The following is a 20056-nucleotide window of genomic DNA, read 5'->3' on the forward strand; positions in this document are numbered from 1 at the left end:
CAACGGGTTACCAACCGGATGGACGGTTGGCAAGCATGCAGGGTGGCCACAGGCGATCATGCGCCGCGGCCACGTCGGCCCTCGGCCAGCCAGCCAGTCAGAGCAAGCCCCGCGATGATCGCCAGCCACAGCCAACCCGGCATGACGGGGCGGCGCTCAAGTCCGGTGACGGTGGCGGCATCGCGTGGGGTGACCCCGATCCAGGGGCCGCCGACGCCGCTGCCGGTGGCGCGTCCGGGTCGCGTCTGGCGGACATCCGGCACGCCCTCTGACAGGGCCAGAACCGCGCCTCCGGATGCCGTCACCAGCGGTTCCAGCAGTGCCGCATCCGCCACCGTCTGTTCGAATTCGCGCGGTGCTGCGGGCCCAAGCGCCAGGACCCGGCTTTCGTTGCCGTTCTGCAGACGATAAAGGCCCGGCGCTTCCGCCGTCCAATTGGCGACAAAGCGCCCCGGCCCGTCCGGCTCCAGCGGCAGCGACCGCGTCGTCCCATCGGGCGTGATCACCACCAGCGGGCCGATCCGATCCTCCATCGAGCGACGGGTCACCCGAACGTCCAGTCCGTTGGTCACCTCGGCCAGCAGGGCTTCCTCCTCCAGCTCGGGCTCCTTCATCGACCAATGCGCGATGCGGCGCAGCAGCTCCAGCTGCGGACCACCGCCTTCGAAACCGCGCCCCCACAACCATGCCTGGTCCGAGGTCAGCAAGGCCACCCGACCTTCCCCCACCCGGTTCAGGATCAGCAGCGGATCGTCGTCCACACCGGTCATCGCGACCTGGGCATCAGGGTTCGGGGTCACCTGCGCCATGCGTAACCAGCGGCCCCAATCGGGATCGCCTTCGGCCGCGACGCCGGGCAGATCGGCGGTCACGGGGTGGCGGCGACCTTCCGCCGTCAGACGCGGCAGGAACGGTTCCTCGATCACGCGGCCGGTCGGACGGGCGGGCAGGATCTGGCCCATCGGTGACAGGTTCAGGCTTTCGACCGATGCCATCTCGGGGCCCGCCGCCACCAGAACCGCCCCCCCGTCGCGCACATAGCGGACGATGTTCTGATAATATTCGGGCGGCAGGATGCCCCGCACCCGATAGCGGTCAAAGATGATCAGGTCGAAATCGTCGATCCGTTCCAGGAACAATTCGCGCGTCGGAAAGGCGATCAGGGCCAGTTCGCTGATCGGCACGCCGTCCATCTTGTTGGGCGGACGCAGGATGTTGAAATGGATCAGATCGACGGATGCATCCGATTTCAGAAGGTTGCGCCATGTTCTTTCACCGGCGTGCGGCTCTCCGGAGATCAACAGAACGCGCAACCTGTCGCGGACCCCATTGATGCTGATGGCGGCGGAATTGTTGCGATCGGTCAGTTCGCCTTCGATCTGGGGCAGGATGATCTGCACGACGTTCTGCCCCGCATGGCTCAGCGTGACCGGCAGCGACAGCGTGGTGTTCAGAGGAACCGCGAAAGTCTGTTCATCCTTGCCGTCCAGGGACAGGCGCAACGTGGCGCTGCCCTGACCAAGACCGGGTGGAACGGCGCCCTGGTCTTCGACACGCAGTCGGATCGTGACCTCTTGGTCGATCAGGCCAAAGGCCGGGGCCTGTTCGATGACCAGGCGGCGGTCCCAATCCTGCGGCTGGCCCGTCAGCAGCACATGCAGCGGCGCGGGCAGACCCGTCGGCACCATCTGCGGGTCATGCAGGCGGCCGTCGGTCAACGCGATGACCCCGGCCAGGCGGGCATCGGGTTCGGCGGCGACTGCCCGGGTGATCGCCGTGCCAAGCATCGTGCCATCCTCGTCATCGCCCACCGTGACGCGGCGCAGTTCGGTGTTCGGAAGCGCGCCGATCGCATCGCTCAACTGCGCGACCGCGCGATCGACCTGTTCGCGCCGTCCCGGCAGATCCTGGCTGGCCGATCGGTCGTACAGCAGGATCACGATATCGGACAGGCCGGCGCGCGTGCCGATCTCGAAGGCGGGACCGGCAAGGGCGATGGCCGCGGCCATCAGCGCCAATCCGCGCCACGCCCAACCGCGCAACCCGCGCCACAGCGCAAATCCCGCGACCAGCAGCGCCAGCGCCGCCAGTCCGGCGATGGCCCACCAGGGCAAGGCGGGGTCGAAACGCAGCGCGGTCATCGGGTCAGGGCCTCTTCGGTTCTCAGGCGGTCCAGCAGGGCAGGCACGTGGACCTGATCGGACTTGTAGTTGCCGGTCAGCACATAGGTGATCAGGTTCACGCCGAAGCGCAGTGCCATTTCACGCTGTTCCTCGCCCTCCCAGCCCGATCCGATGGGAAAGACGGGATAGCCGTCATCGTCGATGGCCCAAGCCTCGGCCCAGCTGTTCCCGCCGATGATGACCGGGCTGACGCCGTCGTTCAGCTGGCGGAAGGGGTTGCCTTCGGCGGCCTGCGCGCCCACCGGCGGGGCCTCGACCCAGACCGGGTTGCCGCGCCATCTGCCGGGAAAATCGTCAAGCAGATAGAAGGTGCGGGTCAGGACGTGATCCTGGGGAATGGGGGCCAACGGAGGAATGTCCAAGGGGGCGGCCAGGGCCTGAAGGGTATCACTCATGTCGGGGCCGCCGACGCCCGCCACATCGCCGTCGCGGGTGTCGAACATGATGACCCCGCCCGACCGCAGGAAGGCGTTCAGCCGCATATAGGCGCGCGGCGAAGGCGCCGGTTGATCCGGGGTGATCGGCCAATAAAGGAATGTCAGCAGGGACAGGTCGTCGCTGTCCAGATCCACGCCGATCGGGGCGCCCGGCTCGACCGAGCTGCGCTGCCGCAGCGTTGCCGACAATCCGCGCAGTCCCTGCTCGGATGCGGTATCGATCCGCTCGTCGCCCGTCACGACATAGGCCAGGGCAACCTCGTTGGCGGCGCGGATTAGGTCGGGGTCAAGGTCCTGCGCCATCGCGGCCGGTCTCGGAAGCAGCGCCAAGGCCAGCATCACCGCCGCGACCCGTCCGCCACGCCCCAGCCAGGCCGAGCCGACGGCATCCAGCGCCAGCAGCACCGCCGCGCAAGCCAGCAACAACCCCATCAGGTCGCGCCCCGTCGTCGCATCGGGACGTGCGACGCTGGCCTCGGGCCAGTCGGCAAGGGTGATCGGACCGCCGGCATTCAGCGCCTGCTGGCGTTCGCCCGCAACATAGATGCCCGCGGGACGGTCGGCGCCCGGACCCTGCGCCATCTGGGCTGCCGGGACCGGGGCCAACCCTTCGACCGCAGCCGCGTTGCCGAAACCGTCCAGCACCTCGACCGGCGTCCAGAAGGGCAGCTGTCGGTCGTCGGCGCCACCGTTGCGGGCCGCGGCGCCCGCAGTGGCCACAAGGCGCTGCATCATCTGGACGAACAGCTCGGACAGGGGCAGCGACGACCATTCCGCATTGGCGGTGACATGCACCAGAACGACCTGTCCCTGCCCCAGGCGGTCGCGGGTCATCAGCGGCGTGTCATCGGTCAGCGCGGCGATGGTCTTGCCCGCCAGGTCCGGCGCGGGCTGCGCCATCAGCTGGGCCCGCACCGTCACGTCATCGGGAATGCGCAACCCCGCAAAGGGTCCGTCCTGATCGAAGGGCTTGATCCCCCGCGGTTCCCCCCAGCTGAGCGCCCCGCCGATATCGCGCCCCCCTTGCCGCAGATCGACCGGCAGCAACGGTTCCTGGTCCAGCCGGTCGTAACCGGCCATTCGGGGCCCCCCGAACCGGACCAGCAACCCACCCTGTTCCACCCATTCGGCCAGCTCTCCGATCTCGGCAAGTTGGACTTGGTCAGCCAGAATGATGACATCGGGCGCGGCATCCAGAACATCGCCCAGGCTCCCTTCGATCAGGTCCGATGTCGGGGCCAGCGCCTGTCGCAGATAATGAACCTGCGACAGCAGTTCCTGGGCCTCGGATTGTTCGGCAGGATCACCGACCAGCGCCACCTTGCGCCGCTTGACCCGATCATCGGCCAGGACGACCGCACCGGCATGGGTGTCGCCCTGGATGCGAAAGCTGGTGATGCGGTTGCGCAGTTCGGGCGGCAGATCGATGGCGACACGGCGCGTGGTGATGCCGGCGCTTGTCTCCGGGGCATCCGGCGTCAACTGCGCCAGCGCCCGGGGAATGCCCTGCGGGTCGGGGCCGATCGCCTCGACCTGCGAGGCGGCGTCAGTGGTCCCGCGCAGGATCAGGGTGGGCATCTGTCCGTCCTGCAGGGCCAACGTCCGCAATGCGCCGGTCGGCGGGATGACGGTCACCGGACCCATTCCAGTCAGCTGCCCCAACCAATCGGCGCGTCCCGGGTAATCCGTGCCATCGGCCAGCCACAGCGTGGAAAGTCTGCCCTGAGGCGCGTCAGCCAATGAAGTGGATGCACCGGAGACCAGCCCCGATTGCCATGCAACCGGCCTTGCCGCCCGCAGCGCTGCGATCAGGCTGTCGGCTGGCTGAAAGGCGATGGACCCCGCGATGGGGCGCGCATCGGCCATCACCAATGCGGCAGGACGACCGGCAGTTGCGGCATCGGCCAAGGCCGCCTCGGCGCGCGCTTGTCTGGCGGCCCATTCAGGTGCGGCGGCCCATCCGGTATCCATGACGACCAGCAGCGGGCCGGTGGCATCGTCACGGGGCGCGGGTTTCCAGACCGGTCCGGCGAATGCCAGGATCAGCGCAGCCACCGCCAACAGGCGCAGCAACAGCAGCCACCATGGCGTGCGACGGGCGACGGGGCTTTTGTCGGTCAGACCCTGCAACAGCGCCACACCGGGAAAGACGATGCGCTTCGGTGCTGGCGGCATGGCGCGCAGGATCACCCACAGAACCGGCAGCGCCACCAGCGCGCCCAGCACCCAAGGTGCGGCAAATCCCAACGGCCCAAGGATCAGCATCAATGCACCCCCTTGGGGCCCAGAACCGCCCAGATCCGGCCCAAAATTTGCGCCGGATCGTCTGATGTCACGTGGTGGTCGAACTGCCAGCCGGCCTGCGCGCACCGTTCGCGCAGCCAGTCGCGTCGCGCGGCAAGGCGGGCCAAATATGCATCGCGAAGGCCCTGCGCGTCGCGGCTGTCATGGCGGGTTGCAGCCGCAGGGGCGCGGAATTCGACGGCACCTTCAAAGGGGAAATTTTCTTCATCCGGGTCAAGGATTTGCACAGCAATCCCTCGAACTCCAAGACCGGCCGCACGTTGCAGGGCCTGGGCGATCCAACCGGGGTCGGACAGAAAATCCGACAGGATCAGCACGTGGCGATCCGGGCGCAGTTCGGTCAGTGGAAAGTCCGCCGGTGCGGGCCTGCACAGGGCTTCGGCCAGGCGATCGGCCTGAAGCCGCCCCGTCCCTGCCGCCTGCCCCAGCAATCCCACCTTTTCGCCGCCGCGCAGCAACAGCATTCCCAAGGCCAGCGCCAGGACGCGGCCCCGTTCGGCCTTGGTGGGGCGATCCGGGCCGCCGGAAAAATCCATGTCCGGGGATGGCGACAGCCAGATCTGCGCGGTCTGGGCGCTTTGCGCCTCGCGGTCGCGGACGAACTCCGTGTCCGAACGGGCCGAGCGTCGCCAATCGATGCTGCGCGCGCCGTCGCCGACACCTGCGGGGCGATACTGCCAGAAATCCTCGCCGGGACCGGCGCGGCGCAGACCATGCGCCCCCGGCGCGATCATGGCCGCCAGCCGTTCCGAGGCCAGCATAAGGGCGGGCAGATGGGCGCTGGCCGCATCGGCCCGGGTACGAAGGTCGGACGGTTTCCCGATCATGCCGCGCGACGGCCGCCGATCCGGTCATCCAGCAGGCGGTTCACAAGCGCGTCGATGCCCTGCCCCTGCGCCCGCGCCGCAAAGGACAGCGCCATGCGATGGCGCAGGACGGGCGCGGCCATCGCCGCCACATCGTCCAGCGTCGGCGCATAGCGCCCGTTCAGGACCGCCCGGGCCCGCGTCACCAGCATCAGCGCCTGCGCCGCGCGCGGCCCCGGTCCCCAGATCAGCGCATCGCGGATGAAGGCCGGTGCCTCGGGGGTCGACGGACGGCAGGCGCGGACCAGATCCAGAATCGCCTCGACCACCGTTTCGCCGACGGGCATTTGGCGGATCAGGCGCTGCGCGGCGATCAGGTCATCGGCCGCGAAGGCGGCATGGGGCGCACCCTCCAGCAAGCCGGTGGTGGCCAACAGGATGTCGCGTTCGGTGTCGCGGTCGGGATAATCGACGTCGATCTGCAGCAGGAACCGGTCCAGCTGCGCCTCGGGCAGCGGATAGGTGCCTTCCTGTTCGATCGGGTTCTGGGTCGCCAGCACGTGGAAGGGACGGCCAAGGGGGCGGTGCTGGCCGCTGACCGTCACCTCGCGTTCCTGCATGGCCTGCAGCAGGGCCGACTGGGTGCGCGGGCTGGCGCGGTTGATCTCATCGGCCATCAGCAGCTGGGTGAAGACCGGACCTTCGATGAACCGAAACGCGCGGCTGCCGTCGGGCAGCGCGTCCAGCACCTCGGACCCAAGGATGTCGGCGGGCATCAGGTCGGGCGTGAACTGGATGCGCTGGCTGTCCAGCCCCATCACGGTGGCCAGCGTGTCCACCAGCATCGTCTTGCCCAGACCGGGCTGTCCAACCAGCAGCGCATGCCCGCCGGCCAGGATCGCCGCCAGTACCTGCTCGACCACCTCATGCTGGCCGACGAAACGCTTTTCCACGCTCAGCCGTGCTTCGGACAGGCGCGCCGCAAGGGCCTGAACCTCTTGCACCAGAATTTCGTCCGACGTCATGACAATGCCCTTCTGCTGCTTTAGACAGAAGCATATGCAGTTGGGGTGGAGGCGACCAGATCGAATGGCGGAAAACAGTGACAAAGCCGTGAGCGCCGAGGGCTTGGCCCAGATTGCAAGCAAGGCGGCCAAGGGTGGCCTGCCACCCGTGCATCTGTGGAACCCGCCCTATTGCGGGGAAATGGACCTGGTGATCCGTGCGGACGGCACCTGGATCCATGACGGCACGCCCATCGGGCGACAGGCGATGGTACGGCTTTTTTCGACGATCCTGAAGCGTGAGGGCGACAAGTTCTTTCTGGTCACGCCGGTCGAAAAGCTGGGCATTACCGTCGAGGACGCCCCCTTCATCGCCACGGATGCCGATGTCGATCCCGACCGGATCACCTTCACCACCAATATGGGCGACCAGGTCGTGGCGGGGCCGGACCACGCCATCATCATGCGCGGCGACGTGCATGAACCGCGCCCCTATGTCCATGTCCGCGCGGGCCTCGAGGCGCTGATCGACCGCAAGACCTTCTATCGGCTGGCTGCCGCGGCCGATCCCGGCCCCGACGGGCGCGTCGGCGTCACGTCGCAGGGTGCCTTTTTCGCATTGGAGCCCTGATGCCGCGCTTTGCCGCCAACCTGACACGGATGTTCACCGAGTTGCAGATGTTCGACCGTTTCGCGACGGCGGCCGAGGCGGGCTTTACCGGGGTCGAGATCCTGTTTCCCTATGACCTTGCTGCCCCGCAGATGTACCGTGCCGCCGTCAAGGCTGGGGTCGAGATCGTGCTGATCAACGCCCCGCCCCCGAACTGGGCGGGTGGTCCGCGGGGATTTGCGGCGATTCCGGGCAATGAAACGCGGTTCCGCCACGATTTCGAACGCAGCCTGCGCGTCGCCGAGGCGTTGCGTGCGCGCCATGTCCACATCATGGCCGGCAAGGCCACAGGCGCCTTGGCCATGCAGACCTATGTCGAAAACCTGAAATGGGCAGCCCAACGCGCGCCCCATACCAGCCTGACGATCGAGCCGCTGAACCAGACCGACCATCCGGGCTATTTCCTGTCGGGCTATGACATGGCGGCGGATGTGATCGACCGGGTGGGGGCGCCCAATGTCGGACTGCAACTGGACACCTATCATGCGCAGATCATCACCGGCGACATGCAGGGCGTCTGGTCGAAACACGCATCCCTGGTGCGGCACATCCAGATCGCCGGCCATCCCGGACGGCACGAGCCCGATATCGGCACGCTGGACCACAGCGGATTCTTCCGCGACCTGGATGCCAGAGGCTATCGTGGCTGGGTCAGCGCCGAATACGAACCCGCCCGGACGACAGTCGCGGGCCTTGACTGGCTGCGGCGTGCAGGTCAGCCTTGACAGTGCGCGTGATAATTTCCAACGATCAGGGGAACTTGCACAAAGGCTGCGCCGTTCATTGATCGACGCGCCGATATGCAGGGACAAAATCAGGCACTCGGCGCCTGTAACAAGGGGAACACCATGAATTCGATCATCTATATTGTCGGCCTTATTGTCGTCGTCCTGTTCATCCTGTCCTTCCTGGGCCTGCGCTGATACATCCTTGAACGACGCGGGGCAGCCGTTTCGACTGCGGTCCTGACGCCACGAAAGCGGAACCTCTGCCCCTTGGGCGGGGGTTTCGATCATTTGCGGGCTAGCCTTTGGACGCCGCATCGGGTAGGGCAGCCGCGAACGTTAAAGAAGGCCGCCATGGATATCCGCAACATCGCCATCATCGCCCACGTCGACCACGGCAAGACCACGCTGGTGGACCAGCTGCTGCGGCAGTCCGGCTCTTTCCGCGAAAACCAGGCCGTTGCCGAACGGGCAATGGACAGCAACGACATCGAACGTGAACGCGGCATCACCATTCTTGCGAAGGCAACTTCGGTCGAATGGAAGGGAACCCGCATCAACATCGTCGATACCCCCGGCCACGCCGATTTCGGCGGAGAGGTCGAACGCATCCTCTCGATGGTGGACGGTGTCTGCCTGCTGGTCGATGCCGCCGAAGGTCCGATGCCGCAGACGAAATTCGTCACATCGAAGGCTTTGGCCCTTGGCCTGCGCCCTATCGTGGTACTGAACAAGGTCGACAAGCCCGCCGCAGAGCCCGAAGACGCACTGAACGACGTGTTCGACCTGTTCGCCAACCTTGGCGCCAATGACGAACAGCTGGACTTCCCGCATGTCTATGCCTCGGGCATCGGCGGCTGGGCCGATACCACGCTGGACGGCGATCGCCAGAACATGGACGCGCTGTTCGACCTGATCCTCAAGCATGTCGATCCCCCCAAGCAGATCAGCCGCGCGGAAGAGCCCTTCCAGATGCTGGCGACCACGCTTGGCGCCGACAACTTCCTGGGCCGCCTGCTGACCGGCCGCGTCGAGGCCGGCACCGCCCGCGCCGGCGACACGCTGAAGGCGCTGTCGCGCGACGGCGAACGGATCGAACAGTTCCGCATCAGCAAGATCCTGGCCTTCCGCGGCCTGACCCAGACCCCGATCGACCTGGCCGAGGCCGGCGACATCGTCACCATCGCGGGCATGGCCAAGGCGACCGTCGCCGACACGCTCTGCGCCCCCGAGGTCGATACCGCCCTGCCCGCGCAGCCGATCGATCCCCCGACCATCAGCGTCACCTTCGGTATCAACGACAGCCCCCTTGCCGGCAAGGAAGGCAAGAAGGTCCAGTCGCGCGTCATCCGTGAACGCCTGATGAAGGAAGCCGAGGTCAACGTCGCGATCAAGGTCGAAGACACGCCCGGTGGCGATGCCTTCGTCGTTTCGGGTCGTGGCGAATTGCAGATGGGCGTTCTGATCGAGAATATGCGCCGCGAAGGCTTCGAGCTGTCGATCAGCCGTCCGCGCGTCATCTTCCGCGAGGAAGACGGCGTCCGCCTGGAGCCGATCGAGGAAGCCATCATCGATGTCGACGACGAATATACCGGCGTCGTGATCGAAAAGCTGACCGGCGAACGCCGTGGCGACCTGGTCGAGATGCGCCCCGCAGGCGTCGGCAAGACCCGCATCGTGGCCCATGTGCCCTCTCGCGGTCTGATCGGCTATCAGGGCGAATTCATGACCGACACGCGCGGCAACGGCGTGCTGAACCGCATCTTCCACAGCTGGGCCCCCCATAAGGGTTCGATTCAGGGTCGCCGTCAAGGCGTGCTGATCAGCATGGAAAACGGCGTTTCGGTGTCTTATGCGCTGTGGAAGCTGGAAGATCGTGGCAAGTTCTTCATCGGCGCCCAGGAAGAACTGTACCAAGGCATGATCATCGGCGAACACAGCCGTGACAACGACCTGGAAGTGAACCCGCTGAAGGGCAAGCAGCTGACCAACGTCCGCGCCTCGGGCACGGACGAGGCCGTCCGCCTGACTCCCCCGGTCCGCCTGTCGCTGGAAGAGGCCATCGCCTATATCAACGACGACGAACTGGTCGAAGTCACGCCCAAGAACGTCCGTCTGCGCAAGCGTCACCTGGATCCCCACGAGCGCAAGCGCGCGTCACGCTCGGACGCTTGATCACCAAAACAAAGTGCTGAGAGTTCCCGGAGCAAAACTTCGGGAACTTTTTTTATTGGGCTGGCTTGTTTGAAAAACATGCACAGGCTTGCTGAAACTGTGACATTGTTGAAGCGGTCTTCTCCCGATCTGAATGAAAGCACGACAAAGCAAAATGTTCAGTTGCCAATTTGCTTCCATTTGGGTCAGATATGCGGGTACCCGTTTCGCACGCTGTTTTCGTATCGTCTTTTGACCTAGCAATCAGTCAGACCGGATGCATTTCGATGAAAGAAGCGATGTCCAATCCCGATAACACCCGAGTGCACGAACGCGCGGTCACCGCGATCCTGAACCTGGTCGAGCATTCGCAATCGAGGGTACCGGCTCTGCAAGAGGTCGCCGATGCCATGGACATCCCGCTGGATCATTTGCGCTCGATCTATCCCGATGAGACCGTCCTGCTGACATCGGTGGTCGAACAGGCCTACATGGTTTTGATCGACCGCTGCACCCGTGCGGTGGTACGCGTCGATCCCGATGATCCGATGGAACAATGCAATGCGCTGATCTATGCGTATTTGTGCTGGGTCGTCGAATATCCTGCGCAGTTCCGCGTCATGGCCGATCAGCGCCTGTTGGACATGAAGGATCATCCCAACCTGCGCCGATATCAGGAATCGATCAACGACTTGGCGCTGCGGATGCTGCGGCGTGCGCTTGACAAGGGGCAGCTGCATCCCAAGGAAGACATCGTCGCCTTGATCCTGACGGGCCGATGCTTTGTCTATGGGACGGCCAGGATGATCGTGGACGGACGCCTCTGGCAGGAGTCGCCGGACGAGGATCCTCTGAAGATCGCGCAAGGTATTGTTGCCGATTATGTCCGGCGCATTGCTCGTGGTTCTCAGCCCCGCACCGGTCGGGTTGGTTGACGTGACAGTTTAACCCCTTTCGAACAACCGGACCATGCGGTATCCCCAAGGCAACCTGGGAATGACGAAAGACACGACGTGACCGATTACATCATCAAAGATATCGCGCTGGCCGATTACGGCCGCAAGGAACTGGACATCGCCGAAATCGAGATGCCGGGCCTGATGGCCCTGCTTGAGGAATATGGCGACAGCAAGCCATTGAAGGGCGCCCGCATTGTGGGCAGCCTTCACATGACCATCCAGACTGCCGTGCTGATCGAGACGCTGGTCGGACTTGGCGCCGATGTGCGTTGGGCGTCGTGCAACATCTATTCGACCCAGGATCACGCGGCCGCCGCCATCGCCGCTGCGGGCATCCCGGTCTTTGCGATCAAGGGCCAGAGCCTGGAAGAGCATTGGGATTACCTGGACCGGTCCTTCCAGTTCCCGGAAGGCCCGAACCTGATCCTGGACGATGGCGGTGACGCGACGCTTTACGTGCTGCTGGGCGCTCGGGCCGAAGCCGGCGAGGACATCATTCCCGTCCCGCAGTCGGATGAGGAAGCCGTCATCAAGGCCCAGATCGCCAAGCGGATGGAACAATCGCCGGGCTGGTTCACCAAGACCCGCGACCAGATCCTGGGCGTGTCCGAGGAAACGACGACCGGCGTTCACCGTCTTTACGATCTGCAGAAGAAGGGCCAGCTGCCCTTCCCCGCGATCAACGTGAATGACAGCGTCACCAAGTCGAAATTCGACAACAAATACGGCTGCAAGGAATCGCTGGTCGACGGCATTCGTCGCGCCACCGACGTGATGATGGCCGGCAAGGTCGCCGTCGTCTGCGGTTACGGCGATGTCGGCAAGGGCTGCGCCGCCAGCCTGGTCGGGGCCGGTGCCCGCGTGAAGGTGACCGAAGTCGATCCGATCTGCGCCCTGCAGGCCGCCATGGACGGGTTCGAGGTCGTGACGCTGGAAGACGTGGCCGACAGCGCCGACATCTTCGTCACCACCACCGGCAACCGCGACGTGATCCGGCTTGAGCATATGCGCGTCATGAAGAACATGGCGATCGTCGGCAATATCGGCCATTTCGACAACGAAATTCAGGTCGCCAGCCTGCGCAACCACAAATGGACCAACATCAAGGACCAAGTGGACATGATCGAGATGCCCTCGGGCAATCGCATCATCCTTCTGAGCCAGGGCCGCCTTTTGAACCTTGGCAATGCCACTGGCCACCCGTCCTTCGTGATGTCGGCCAGCTTCACCAACCAGGTTCTGGCGCAGATCGAGCTGTGGACCAAGGGCGACGAATATCAGCCGGGCGTCTATATCCTGCCCAAGGCGCTGGATGAAAAGGTGGCGCGGCTGCATCTTGAAAAGGTGGGCGCAAAGCTTTCGACGCTTTCGAAGGAACAGGCCGATTACATCGGCGTGACGCCTGAAGGCCCGTTCAAATCCGACCATTACCGGTATTGATCCCATGACAGAATATTCGCTGTTTACCTCCGAGTCCGTCTCGGAGGGGCATCCCGACAAGATCGCTGACCAGATTTCGGACGCCATCTTGGATGCCATCCTGACCGAAGACGCACGCGCCCGCGTTGCCTGCGAGACGATGGTGAAGACCGGCGTCGCGATCATTTCGGGTGAAATCACCACCAGCGCCTGGGTGGATCTGGAATCGATCGTGCGGGGCGTCATCAACGATATCGGGTACAATTCATCTGATGTCGGCTTTGACGGCGCGACCTGCTCGGTCATCAACATCATCGGCAAGCAATCGCCCGAGATCAACCAAGGCGTCGATCGCGCCAGCCTGGAAGAACAGGGCGCGGGCGATCAGGGCCTGATGTTCGGCTATGCCAGTGACGAAACCGATGTGCTGATGCCGGCGCCTATCACCTATGCGCACCGCTTGGTGGAACGTCAGTCCAAGGTCCGCCGCGACGGGTCGCTGTCTTGGCTGCGCCCCGATGCGAAGTCTCAGGTTACACTGCGCTATGGCGCCGACGGCCGCCCCAAGGGCATCGACGCGGTCGTGCTGTCCACGCAGCACAACCCCGAGATCAGCCTGGCCGATCTGCGCGAGGCCGTGATCGAGGAGATCATCAAGCCGGTCCTGCCCGCCGAATGGCTGTCGGGGGATACCAAGTACTTCATCAACCCGACGGGCAAATTCGTCATCGGCGGTCCCGTCGGTGATTGCGGCCTGACGGGGCGCAAGATCATCGTGGACAGCTATGGCGGCATGGCGCGTCACGGCGGCGGGGCGTTTTCCGGCAAGGACCCGTCCAAGGTCGACCGTTCGGCGGCCTATGCGGGTCGTTGGGTCGCCAAGAACATCGTGGCTGCCGGATTTGCCAAGCGGTGCGAGATCCAGGTCAGCTATGCCATCGGCGTGGCAGAACCGACCTCGATCAGTATCAACTGCTTTGGGACGGAAACGGTGCCGGCCGACAAGATCGTCGCAGCGGTGCGCGAGGTTTTCGACCTGCGGCCCTTTGCGATCATCCGCGAACTGGACCTACTGCACCCGATCTATCGCCCGACGGCCAGCTATGGCCATTTCGGTCGCGATCCCTATGCGCTGGCAGGCGCGACCGCGTTCAGCTGGGAGCGGACCGACCGCGCCGAGGCCCTGAAGGCCGCGCTGACCTGATACCAAAAAGGCCGCCCAACCGGGCGGCCTTTTCAGTCGGCATACCTAGTAGGCCATTACGCCCCAGTATTTTGTGCCGGTGATCGGCTTGTCGTCATTGGCCAGCAGAAATCCCGACACCACGCGGATCAGTCCCCAGACGGCCAGAAAAGCCCAGACCAGAAAACCGATCCCGATCATCATGGTTACCATCCCGATCACCGCCAGCAGCAGGCTGATCCAGAAGGTGCGGATCTGGAACTGCAGATGTGTGTCTAGGACTGCGTTCTGACCGCGCGACAGATAGGCATAGACGACCCCAGCCAGCGTCGTCAGCGCCACCAGATACCCCACCGCGTAAAGGCCATAGATGATCTTGGCGGGCGTCAGATCATTGGTGGTGCGTGTGTCTGGCGTCATGTCGAAGCCCCTTGATCAGGAATACAGCTTGCGCGCCCGATCTTCGAAGGCGCGGATGATGCGCGACATCGCTTCGTTGAAGACGACACCGATCAGTCTTTGCAGGATGGCGTTCTTGAACTCGAAATCCACGAAAAATTCTACATGGCAGCCGCCTTCGGGGCGATCCTTGAATGTCCAGCCGCTGCGCATGTACTTGAACGGTCCGTCCAGATATTCAGTGTCGATTTTCAAGACGCCGTTTTCATCCGCGGGCCACAGCACGACTCGGCTGCCAAAGCGTTCGCGAAACACTTTGAAACTGATGACCAGGTCCGCCGTGATCTCCTCGGCCCCGTCGGGGCGGGTGTCGCGCGTACGGATGCGCGCGGCGCTGTTCCAAGGCAGAAACTGGGGATAGGATTCAACATCGGCGACCAGATCGTACATCTGGCGGGCACTGTAAGGCAGATCTCGGCTGTCATGAGTTTTCGGCAAGGTATCGCTCTTGAGTTTCGTCGCGGCGTCTGTTTCGATTCGGAACAGGCATTAACAGGCAGGGCCCGCGATGAACAACATGATCTGGCTGATGCGCGCCACGAAATGGGCACGAAGGCCGCCAAGCGGCAAGATGGTCAAGCTGGTCTTTGCCATCATCGCTGCCGGCCTTGCCATGCTGCTGCTGGAAAAGATGGGCATGTGGCCCGAATGGGCCACAATGGATCAGGGTCGCGGCACGCGGATCCCGCGTTAATCCTTGCGGAGTGGAACAGGTTCCTGGCGCGGTGCGCCCAGCTTCAGCGTGATCGCGAAGGCGGTCAGCAGACCCATGGCCATAAAGATCATCGTCATCCCGTTTTCCTTTCGTCCGGCCATTCAAGCCTAATCACAGATCGGTGGCACTGAAAGTGTCACATTGTCCCATATCGCCACTTTCGAAGCCGCGCTGCAGCCATGTTTGGCGCTGCTGGGCCGAACCGTGGGTAAAACTGTCGGGCATCGGGTTCCGCCCGGCATTGGACTGGATGACATCGTCACCCACGGCCTCGGCTGCCTGCATCGCCTCTTGCATATCCCCAACTTCCAGCGTGCCAAATCGTTCCTGCGCCTGACGCGCCCAGATGCCGGCATAGCAGTCGGCCTGCAGCTCGGTCATCACCGACAGGCGGTTCGAGTCCGTCTCCGAGACGCGGCCCCGTTCGCGGTTCACCGCGCCAAGCGTGCCGGTCAGGTTCTGGACGTGGTGGCCAATCTCATGCGCGATGACATAGGCGGCGGCGAAATCACCGCCCGCGCCCATGCGTTCGGCCATCATGTCGAAGAAATCGGTGTCCAGATAGACCTTCTGATCGCCCGGGCAATAGAACGGCCCCATGGCCGATGACGCGCCCCCGCAGGCCGATTGCACGACGCCACGGAACATCACCAGCGTCGGTTCGACATAGGCGATGTCGGCCTGGTCGCGCAGGACGGGGGTCCAGACCTCCTCGGTATCGGCCAGCACCACGGACACGAACTGACCCATCTGTTCGTCACGTTCGCTCAGTTCGGTTTGCTGGGTGCCGCCATCCATGCCTTGCACCAGCGGAGTGACGTCGATGCCGAAGAAATACCCCACGGCAAGAACCACCAGCGTTCCCGCGATGCCGATGCCCCCTGCCCGGCCCATGCCACGACGATCCTCGATGTTGCTGCTGCCCCGCCGTCCACGCCATTTCATTCGCTGTCTTCCCTGTGCTGGGGGTTGTTTCGCAGGCAACGCGCAGGGCGGCGTCGGGTTTCACGCGGCCATCACAGGCCTGCGAACGCTCTCCAAGATGCTTGACCTTTCGCGCCGCCAAGGGGATGGACAGGCCAGACAGGGAAAAGGGAACGCGATGCTGCGCAAGCTATATGACTGGACGATGGGGCTGGCGGCGCACCGGCATGCCTCGGGCTGGCTTTTCGGGATCAGCTTCATCGAAAGCAGCTTCTTTCCCATCCCGCCCGATGTGCTGATGATCCCGATGGTGCTGGCGCGGCGTGCGCGCGCATGGGCCATCGCCGCGATCGCCACCCTGGGGTCGGTCCTGGGCGCACTGCTTGGATACTGGATCGGGGCCGCGCTGATGGATTCGGTCGGCCAATGGGTGCTGACCCTTTATGGCAAAGAGGCCGCCTATGACCATCTGGCCCAGCAATTTGCGTCCTATGGGGGCTGGGCGGTGCTGTTTGCGGCACTGACGCCCTTTCCCTTCAAGGTCATCACCATCTTTTCCGGCGCCGTGGGCATGTCCCTGCCGCTTTTCATCCTGACGACCATCATCGGACGTGCCGCGCGCTTCTTCATCGTGGCGGGGCTGCTGTGGCGTTTCGGACCGCCGATCCGCGATTTCATCGAAAAGCGGCTTGGCCTTGTCTTCACCGTCTTCATGGTCTGCCTGATCGGCGGATTCGTCGCTTTGAGGTATCTATGACTGGTCGCGAACTTTCCTATCTGGCGGGCGCGGGTTCCGCCGCCCTGCTGATCGCAGCCCTTGGGTTCCAGGCCGCAGGCTATGCCCCGTGCGAGTTGTGCATCCTGCAGCGCTGGCCGCATGTTGCGGCGGTCATCATCGCCGCCTTGGTCTGGCTGACCGGCTGGACGCGGGCGCTGGCCGTTCTGGGGATGATCGCTGCCGGGATGGCCATGGGTTTCGCCATCTATCACGTCGGCGTCGAGATGACCTGGTGGAAGGGCCCCGCGCATTGTTCGGGCGGGGTGGCTGATTTCGCCCGCATGTCGGCCAGCGACCTGATGACCAAGCTGCAGGGCACCCCCGTCACCCGCTGCGACGAGGTCGCCTGGCGCTTCCTTGGGGTGTCGATGGCGGGGTGGAACGCGATCTGTTCGGCGGTTCTGGCCGTCATCTGGGGCATGGCTGCGCGAAAGGCAGGAAATGCGGCCTGAACGGGCGTTTTCCTGACCCGGCAGGCGGGGGCGCGATTGCCCCCTGCACCTGCCTCGGCTATACCGGAACTCGACAAGATGTTGAGGAATACCCGTGGCCGACACCCCAGAAGACGATCTGCCCCAATCCCCCGAAAATGGTGACGACAACAGCACCGAAGCGCGCGTGGTGATGCACCATGACGGACCGGTCATCGACATCAGCGACGAGATGCGGACTTCGTATCTGGACTATGCCATGTCGGTCATCGTCAGCCGTGCGATCCCCGATTTGCGCGACGGGCTGAAGCCGGTTCACCGCCGCATCCTCTATGCGATGGATGAAAGCGGGAACACCCCGGACAAATCCTATCGCAAATCGGCCCGCCCGGTCGGCGACGTGATGGGTAAGTACCACCCGCATGGTGACAGCGCGATCTATGACGCGCTTGTCCGTCTGGCGCAGGACTTTTCCATGTCGCTGCCGCTGCTGGACGGCCAGGGCAATTTCGGCAGCATGGACGGCGACAGCGCGGCGGCCATGCGCTATACCGAAGTCCGCATGGACAAGCCCGCCAGCTATCTGCTGATGGATATCGACAAGGACACCGTCGATTTCCAGGACAACTATGACGGCAAGGACCGTGAACCGACCGTCCTGCCCGCCCGCTTCCCCAACATGCTGGTCAACGGCGCGGGCGGCATCGCCGTCGGCATGGCCACCAACATTCCGCCCCACAACCTGGGCGAGGTGATCGACGCCACGCTGGAGTTGATCGCAGACCCCGATCTGCCGACCGAGCGCCTGCTTGAGATCATCCCCGGCCCCGATTTTCCGACCGGCGCGACAATCCTGGGCCGGTCCGGGGCGCGCAAGGCCTATCTGGAAGGGCGCGGCAGCGTCATCATCCGCGCCAAGACCCATATCGAGGAACCGCGCAAGGACCGCTATGCCATCGTCGTGGACGAGATCCCCTATCAGGTGAACAAAGCCAGCCTGATCGAAAAGATCGCCGAACTGGCCAAGGAAAAGCGCGTCGAGGGCATTTTCAGCGTTCAGGACGAATCCGACCGCCAGGGCGTCCGCGTCGTGGTCGAACTGAAGCGCGATGCCACCCCCGAGGTCGTTCTTAACCAGCTGTTCCGCTTTACCCAGTTGCAGACCACCTTCGGCTGCAACATGTTGGCGCTGAATGGCGGCAAGCCGGAACAGCTGAAGCTGCGCGAATTCCTGTCCTATTTCATCAGCTTCCGCGAGGAAGTTGTCGCACGCCGCACCGCCTATGAGCTGCGCAAGGCCCGCGAACGCAGCCACGTGTTGTGCGGTCTGGCCGTCGCCGTCAGCAATGTCGACGAGGTCGTGGCCACGATCCGGTCGTCGGCCGACGCCGCCGAGGCGCGCGAACGTCTGATGGAACGCCGCTGGCCTGCCCATGACATCGTCGAATACCTGCGCCTGATCGACGATCCGCTGCATCCGGTCAACGAAGACGGCACCTACAACCTGTCCGAAACCCAGGCCCGCGCCATTCTGGACCTGCGCCTGCAGCGCCTGACCCAGATCGGCGTCAAGGAGGTCACGGACGAACTGCAGTCGCTGGCCGACAGCATCCGCGATTTCCTGGCGATCCTGGCATCGCGCGAACGCATCATGGAAATCATCAGCGACGAGCTGCGCGAGATCCGGGGGCTGTTCGCCGTTCCCCGCCGCACCGAGATCGTCGACTGGTCCGGCGACATGATGGACGAGGATCTGATCGAGCGTGAGGACATGGTCGTGACCATCACTTCGGGCGGCTATATCAAGCGCACCGCACTGGCCGAATTCCGCGCGCAGCGCCGCGGCGGCAAGGGTCTGTCGGGCATGGCCACCAAGGAAGACGACGTGGTGACCACGCTGTTCGTGGCCAACACCCATACCGAATTGCTGTTCTTCACAACCGACGGGATGGTCTATCGTCTCAAGACCTGGCGCCTGCCGCTTGGCGGGCGCACCTCCAAGGGCAAGGCGATCGTTAATATCCTGCCGATTGAACCGGGCGTCTCCATCGCGGCACTGCTGCCGATGGACGCCCCGGAAACCGAGTGGGAGAACTATCAGGTCATCTTCGCGACCGACCAGGGCGACGTGCGCCGCAACGCGCTATCGGATTTCACCAACATCATGCGAAATGGCAAGATCGCGATGAAGCTGCCCGAGGGCGTGACCCTGATCGGTGCCCGTTTGGCCACCGAACAGGATGACGTGATGATGTTCACCTCGTCCGGGCGGGCCATCCGCTTTCCGACCACCGCGGTGCGGGTCTTCCAGAGCCGCGCCTCGACCGGGGTGCGCGGCGTCCGGCTTGGCAAGGATGACAGCGTCGTCAGCATGTCGATCATCCGCCACTTCGAGGCTGACCCGGCGGAACGTGCCGCCTATCTGAAGATGCGCCGTGCCGTCGCCGGTGCGCTGGATGACGGTGCCGAGGCCGACGAGGACGAGGAAGCCGTGGCCGAGGGTAATATCACCCAGGAACGCTATGCCCAGATGTCCGCAGCCGAGGATCTGATCCTGACCATCACCGCGAACGGCGCAGGCAAGATCAGCTCCAGCCACGATTATCCGGTGCGGGGTCGCGGGGGCCAGGGCGTGATGGCCATGGACCGTGCGATGCGCGGCGGTGCCATCGTGGCCAGCTTCCCGGTTGAGCTTGACGACCAGATCATGCTGGCCACATCGACCGGCCAGTCGATCCGCGTTCCGGTTGAGGGCATCAGCTTCCGGTCGCGATCAGCGGGCGGTGTACGGGTCTTCAACACCAGCAGCGACGAAGTCGTCGTCTCGGTCGCCCGCATCGCCGAACAGGCCGATGCCGAAGCCCTGCCCGACGACACCCAGGACTGAACACAACGCGCCCGCCCC

General features: G+C 64.2%; 18 protein-coding genes. 11 read left to right on the plus strand and 7 right to left on the minus strand.

All coding sequences use genetic code 11. The annotated features are described in order from the left end of the window. Positions 1–56: 56 nt before the first annotated feature. The 4 genes from DKT70_RS11945 to DKT70_RS11960 are packed head-to-tail and all read right to left on the minus strand — an operon-like array spanning position 57 to position 6755. Entirely contained in the window at positions 57–2141 is a 2085-nt protein-coding gene (locus DKT70_RS11945; RefSeq protein ID WP_111559346.1) for a hypothetical protein, read from the minus strand. After that, positions 2138–4885, minus strand: a complete 2748-nt coding sequence (locus tag DKT70_RS11950) for a DUF4159 domain-containing protein (protein ID WP_111559347.1) — start codon at positions 4883–4885, stop codon at positions 2138–2140. Before DKT70_RS11950 ends, DKT70_RS11945 begins: the two co-directional genes overlap by 4 nt. Further along, a complete protein-coding gene (locus DKT70_RS11955; RefSeq protein ID WP_111559348.1) occupies positions 4885–5751 on the minus strand; it encodes a DUF58 domain-containing protein in 867 nt (288 codons plus the stop codon). Before DKT70_RS11955 ends, DKT70_RS11950 begins: the two co-directional genes overlap by 1 nt. Then, positions 5748–6755, minus strand: coding sequence for an AAA family ATPase (locus DKT70_RS11960; RefSeq protein WP_111559349.1), 1008 nt, complete (start codon positions 6753–6755; stop codon positions 5748–5750). Before DKT70_RS11960 ends, DKT70_RS11955 begins: the two co-directional genes overlap by 4 nt. Before the next feature lie 64 nt (positions 6756–6819). On the opposite strand from DKT70_RS11960, the gene DKT70_RS11965 reads away from it, so the two are divergent. From DKT70_RS11965 to metK, 7 genes are all read left to right on the plus strand, one after another. After that, positions 6820–7365 (plus strand): DUF1285 domain-containing protein, encoded by a 546-nt coding sequence (locus tag DKT70_RS11965; RefSeq protein WP_111559350.1) that lies wholly within the window; start codon positions 6820–6822, stop codon positions 7363–7365. After that, the gene (locus DKT70_RS11970; protein WP_111559351.1) at positions 7365–8129 is read left to right on the plus strand and encodes a hydroxypyruvate isomerase family protein; all 765 of its coding nucleotides are present in this window, start codon (positions 7365–7367) and stop codon (positions 8127–8129) included. The genes DKT70_RS11965 and DKT70_RS11970 overlap by 1 nt, the downstream gene beginning before the upstream one ends. Before the next feature lie 75 nt (positions 8130–8204). Then, complete coding sequence (locus DKT70_RS18660) at positions 8205–8327, plus strand: hypothetical protein (RefSeq protein WP_256374802.1); 123 nt, start codon at positions 8205–8207, stop codon at positions 8325–8327. Positions 8328–8483: 156 nt separating this feature from the next. Next, the gene (typA, locus tag DKT70_RS11975; protein ID WP_111559352.1) at positions 8484–10304 is read left to right on the plus strand and encodes a translational GTPase TypA; all 1821 of its coding nucleotides are present in this window, start codon (positions 8484–8486) and stop codon (positions 10302–10304) included. Between the two features lie 170 nt (positions 10305–10474). Further along, positions 10475–11218, plus strand: a complete 744-nt coding sequence (locus DKT70_RS11980; protein ID WP_146612628.1) for a WHG domain-containing protein — start codon at positions 10475–10477, stop codon at positions 11216–11218. A 78-nt stretch (positions 11219–11296) separates the two neighbouring features. Further along, positions 11297–12682, plus strand: coding sequence for an adenosylhomocysteinase (gene ahcY, locus DKT70_RS11985; RefSeq protein WP_111559354.1), 1386 nt, complete (start codon positions 11297–11299; stop codon positions 12680–12682). Between the two features lie 4 nt (positions 12683–12686). Then, entirely contained in the window at positions 12687–13865 is a 1179-nt protein-coding gene (gene metK, locus DKT70_RS11990; RefSeq protein ID WP_111559355.1) for a methionine adenosyltransferase, read from the plus strand. Between the two features lie 45 nt (positions 13866–13910). Here the strand turns inward: metK and DKT70_RS11995 are convergent, their stop codons facing one another. Together DKT70_RS11995 and DKT70_RS12000 are read right to left on the minus strand one after the other, a co-directional pair. After that, on the minus strand, positions 13911–14264 hold the full coding sequence (locus DKT70_RS11995) for a DUF4870 family protein (protein ID WP_111559356.1): 354 nt from the start codon (positions 14262–14264) through the stop codon (positions 13911–13913). 15 nt (positions 14265–14279) lie between these two features. Continuing rightward, positions 14280–14741, minus strand: a complete 462-nt coding sequence (locus DKT70_RS12000; protein ID WP_111559357.1) for a type II toxin-antitoxin system RatA family toxin — start codon at positions 14739–14741, stop codon at positions 14280–14282. Positions 14742–14811: 70 nt separating this feature from the next. On the opposite strand from DKT70_RS12000, the gene DKT70_RS12005 reads away from it, so the two are divergent. Continuing rightward, positions 14812–14997 (plus strand): hypothetical protein, encoded by a 186-nt coding sequence (locus DKT70_RS12005; RefSeq protein WP_111559358.1) that lies wholly within the window; start codon positions 14812–14814, stop codon positions 14995–14997. Positions 14998–15129: 132 nt separating this feature from the next. On the opposite strand, the gene ypfJ is transcribed toward DKT70_RS12005, so the two are convergent. Next, positions 15130–15963, minus strand: a complete 834-nt coding sequence (ypfJ, locus tag DKT70_RS12010) for a KPN_02809 family neutral zinc metallopeptidase (RefSeq protein WP_111559359.1) — start codon at positions 15961–15963, stop codon at positions 15130–15132. Positions 15964–16120: 157 nt separating this feature from the next. Between ypfJ and DKT70_RS12015 the strand changes: the two genes are divergently transcribed. The 3 genes from DKT70_RS12015 (at position 16121) to gyrA (ending at position 20038) form a co-directional block, all read left to right on the plus strand. Beyond that, positions 16121–16699 carry a YqaA family protein gene (locus DKT70_RS12015; protein ID WP_111559360.1) on the plus strand — a complete coding sequence of 193 codons (579 nt, stop codon included), beginning with the start codon at positions 16121–16123 and terminating at the stop codon, positions 16697–16699. After that, a complete protein-coding gene (locus DKT70_RS12020) occupies positions 16696–17172 on the plus strand; it encodes a disulfide bond formation protein B (protein ID WP_111559361.1) in 477 nt (158 codons plus the stop codon). Before DKT70_RS12015 ends, DKT70_RS12020 begins: the two co-directional genes overlap by 4 nt. Before the next feature lie 94 nt (positions 17173–17266). Further along, complete coding sequence (gyrA, locus tag DKT70_RS12025; RefSeq protein WP_111559362.1) at positions 17267–20038, plus strand: DNA gyrase subunit A; 2772 nt, start codon at positions 17267–17269, stop codon at positions 20036–20038. The last annotated feature ends 18 nt before the right edge of the window (positions 20039–20056 follow it).

Source organism: Paracoccus sediminilitoris (genome assembly GCF_003259195.1).
Taxonomy (GTDB): domain Bacteria; phylum Pseudomonadota; class Alphaproteobacteria; order Rhodobacterales; family Rhodobacteraceae; genus Paracoccus; species Paracoccus sediminilitoris.

What these genes read in the sequence shown, in the direction of transcription:
- DKT70_RS12005 (WP_111559358.1), top strand. Translation starts at nt 14,812, where the DNA reads ATGAACAACATGATCTGGCTGATGCGCGCCACGAAATGGGCACGAAGG.
- DKT70_RS12015 (WP_111559360.1), top strand. Translation starts at nt 16,121, where the DNA reads ATGCTGCGCAAGCTATATGACTGGACGATGGGGCTGGCGGCGCACCGG.
- metK (WP_111559355.1), top strand. Translation starts at nt 12,687, where the DNA reads ATGACAGAATATTCGCTGTTTACCTCCGAGTCCGTCTCGGAGGGGCAT.
- DKT70_RS11995 (WP_111559356.1), bottom strand. Translation starts at nt 14,264, where the DNA reads ATGACGCCAGACACACGCACCACCAATGATCTGACGCCCGCCAAGATC.
- DKT70_RS11945 (WP_111559346.1), bottom strand. Translation starts at nt 2,141, where the DNA reads ATGACCGCGCTGCGTTTCGACCCCGCCTTGCCCTGGTGGGCCATCGCC.
- typA (WP_111559352.1), top strand. Translation starts at nt 8,484, where the DNA reads ATGGATATCCGCAACATCGCCATCATCGCCCACGTCGACCACGGCAAG.
- DKT70_RS11970 (WP_111559351.1), top strand. Translation starts at nt 7,365, where the DNA reads ATGCCGCGCTTTGCCGCCAACCTGACACGGATGTTCACCGAGTTGCAG.
- DKT70_RS11965 (WP_111559350.1), top strand. Translation starts at nt 6,820, where the DNA reads ATGGCGGAAAACAGTGACAAAGCCGTGAGCGCCGAGGGCTTGGCCCAG.
- DKT70_RS12020 (WP_111559361.1), top strand. Translation starts at nt 16,696, where the DNA reads ATGACTGGTCGCGAACTTTCCTATCTGGCGGGCGCGGGTTCCGCCGCC.
- DKT70_RS11960 (WP_111559349.1), bottom strand. Translation starts at nt 6,755, where the DNA reads ATGACGTCGGACGAAATTCTGGTGCAAGAGGTTCAGGCCCTTGCGGCG.
- DKT70_RS11955 (WP_111559348.1), bottom strand. Translation starts at nt 5,751, where the DNA reads ATGATCGGGAAACCGTCCGACCTTCGTACCCGGGCCGATGCGGCCAGC.
- DKT70_RS18660 (WP_256374802.1), top strand. Translation starts at nt 8,205, where the DNA reads ATGCAGGGACAAAATCAGGCACTCGGCGCCTGTAACAAGGGGAACACC.
- ypfJ (WP_111559359.1), bottom strand. Translation starts at nt 15,963, where the DNA reads ATGAAATGGCGTGGACGGCGGGGCAGCAGCAACATCGAGGATCGTCGT.
- DKT70_RS11950 (WP_111559347.1), bottom strand. Translation starts at nt 4,885, where the DNA reads ATGCTGATCCTTGGGCCGTTGGGATTTGCCGCACCTTGGGTGCTGGGC.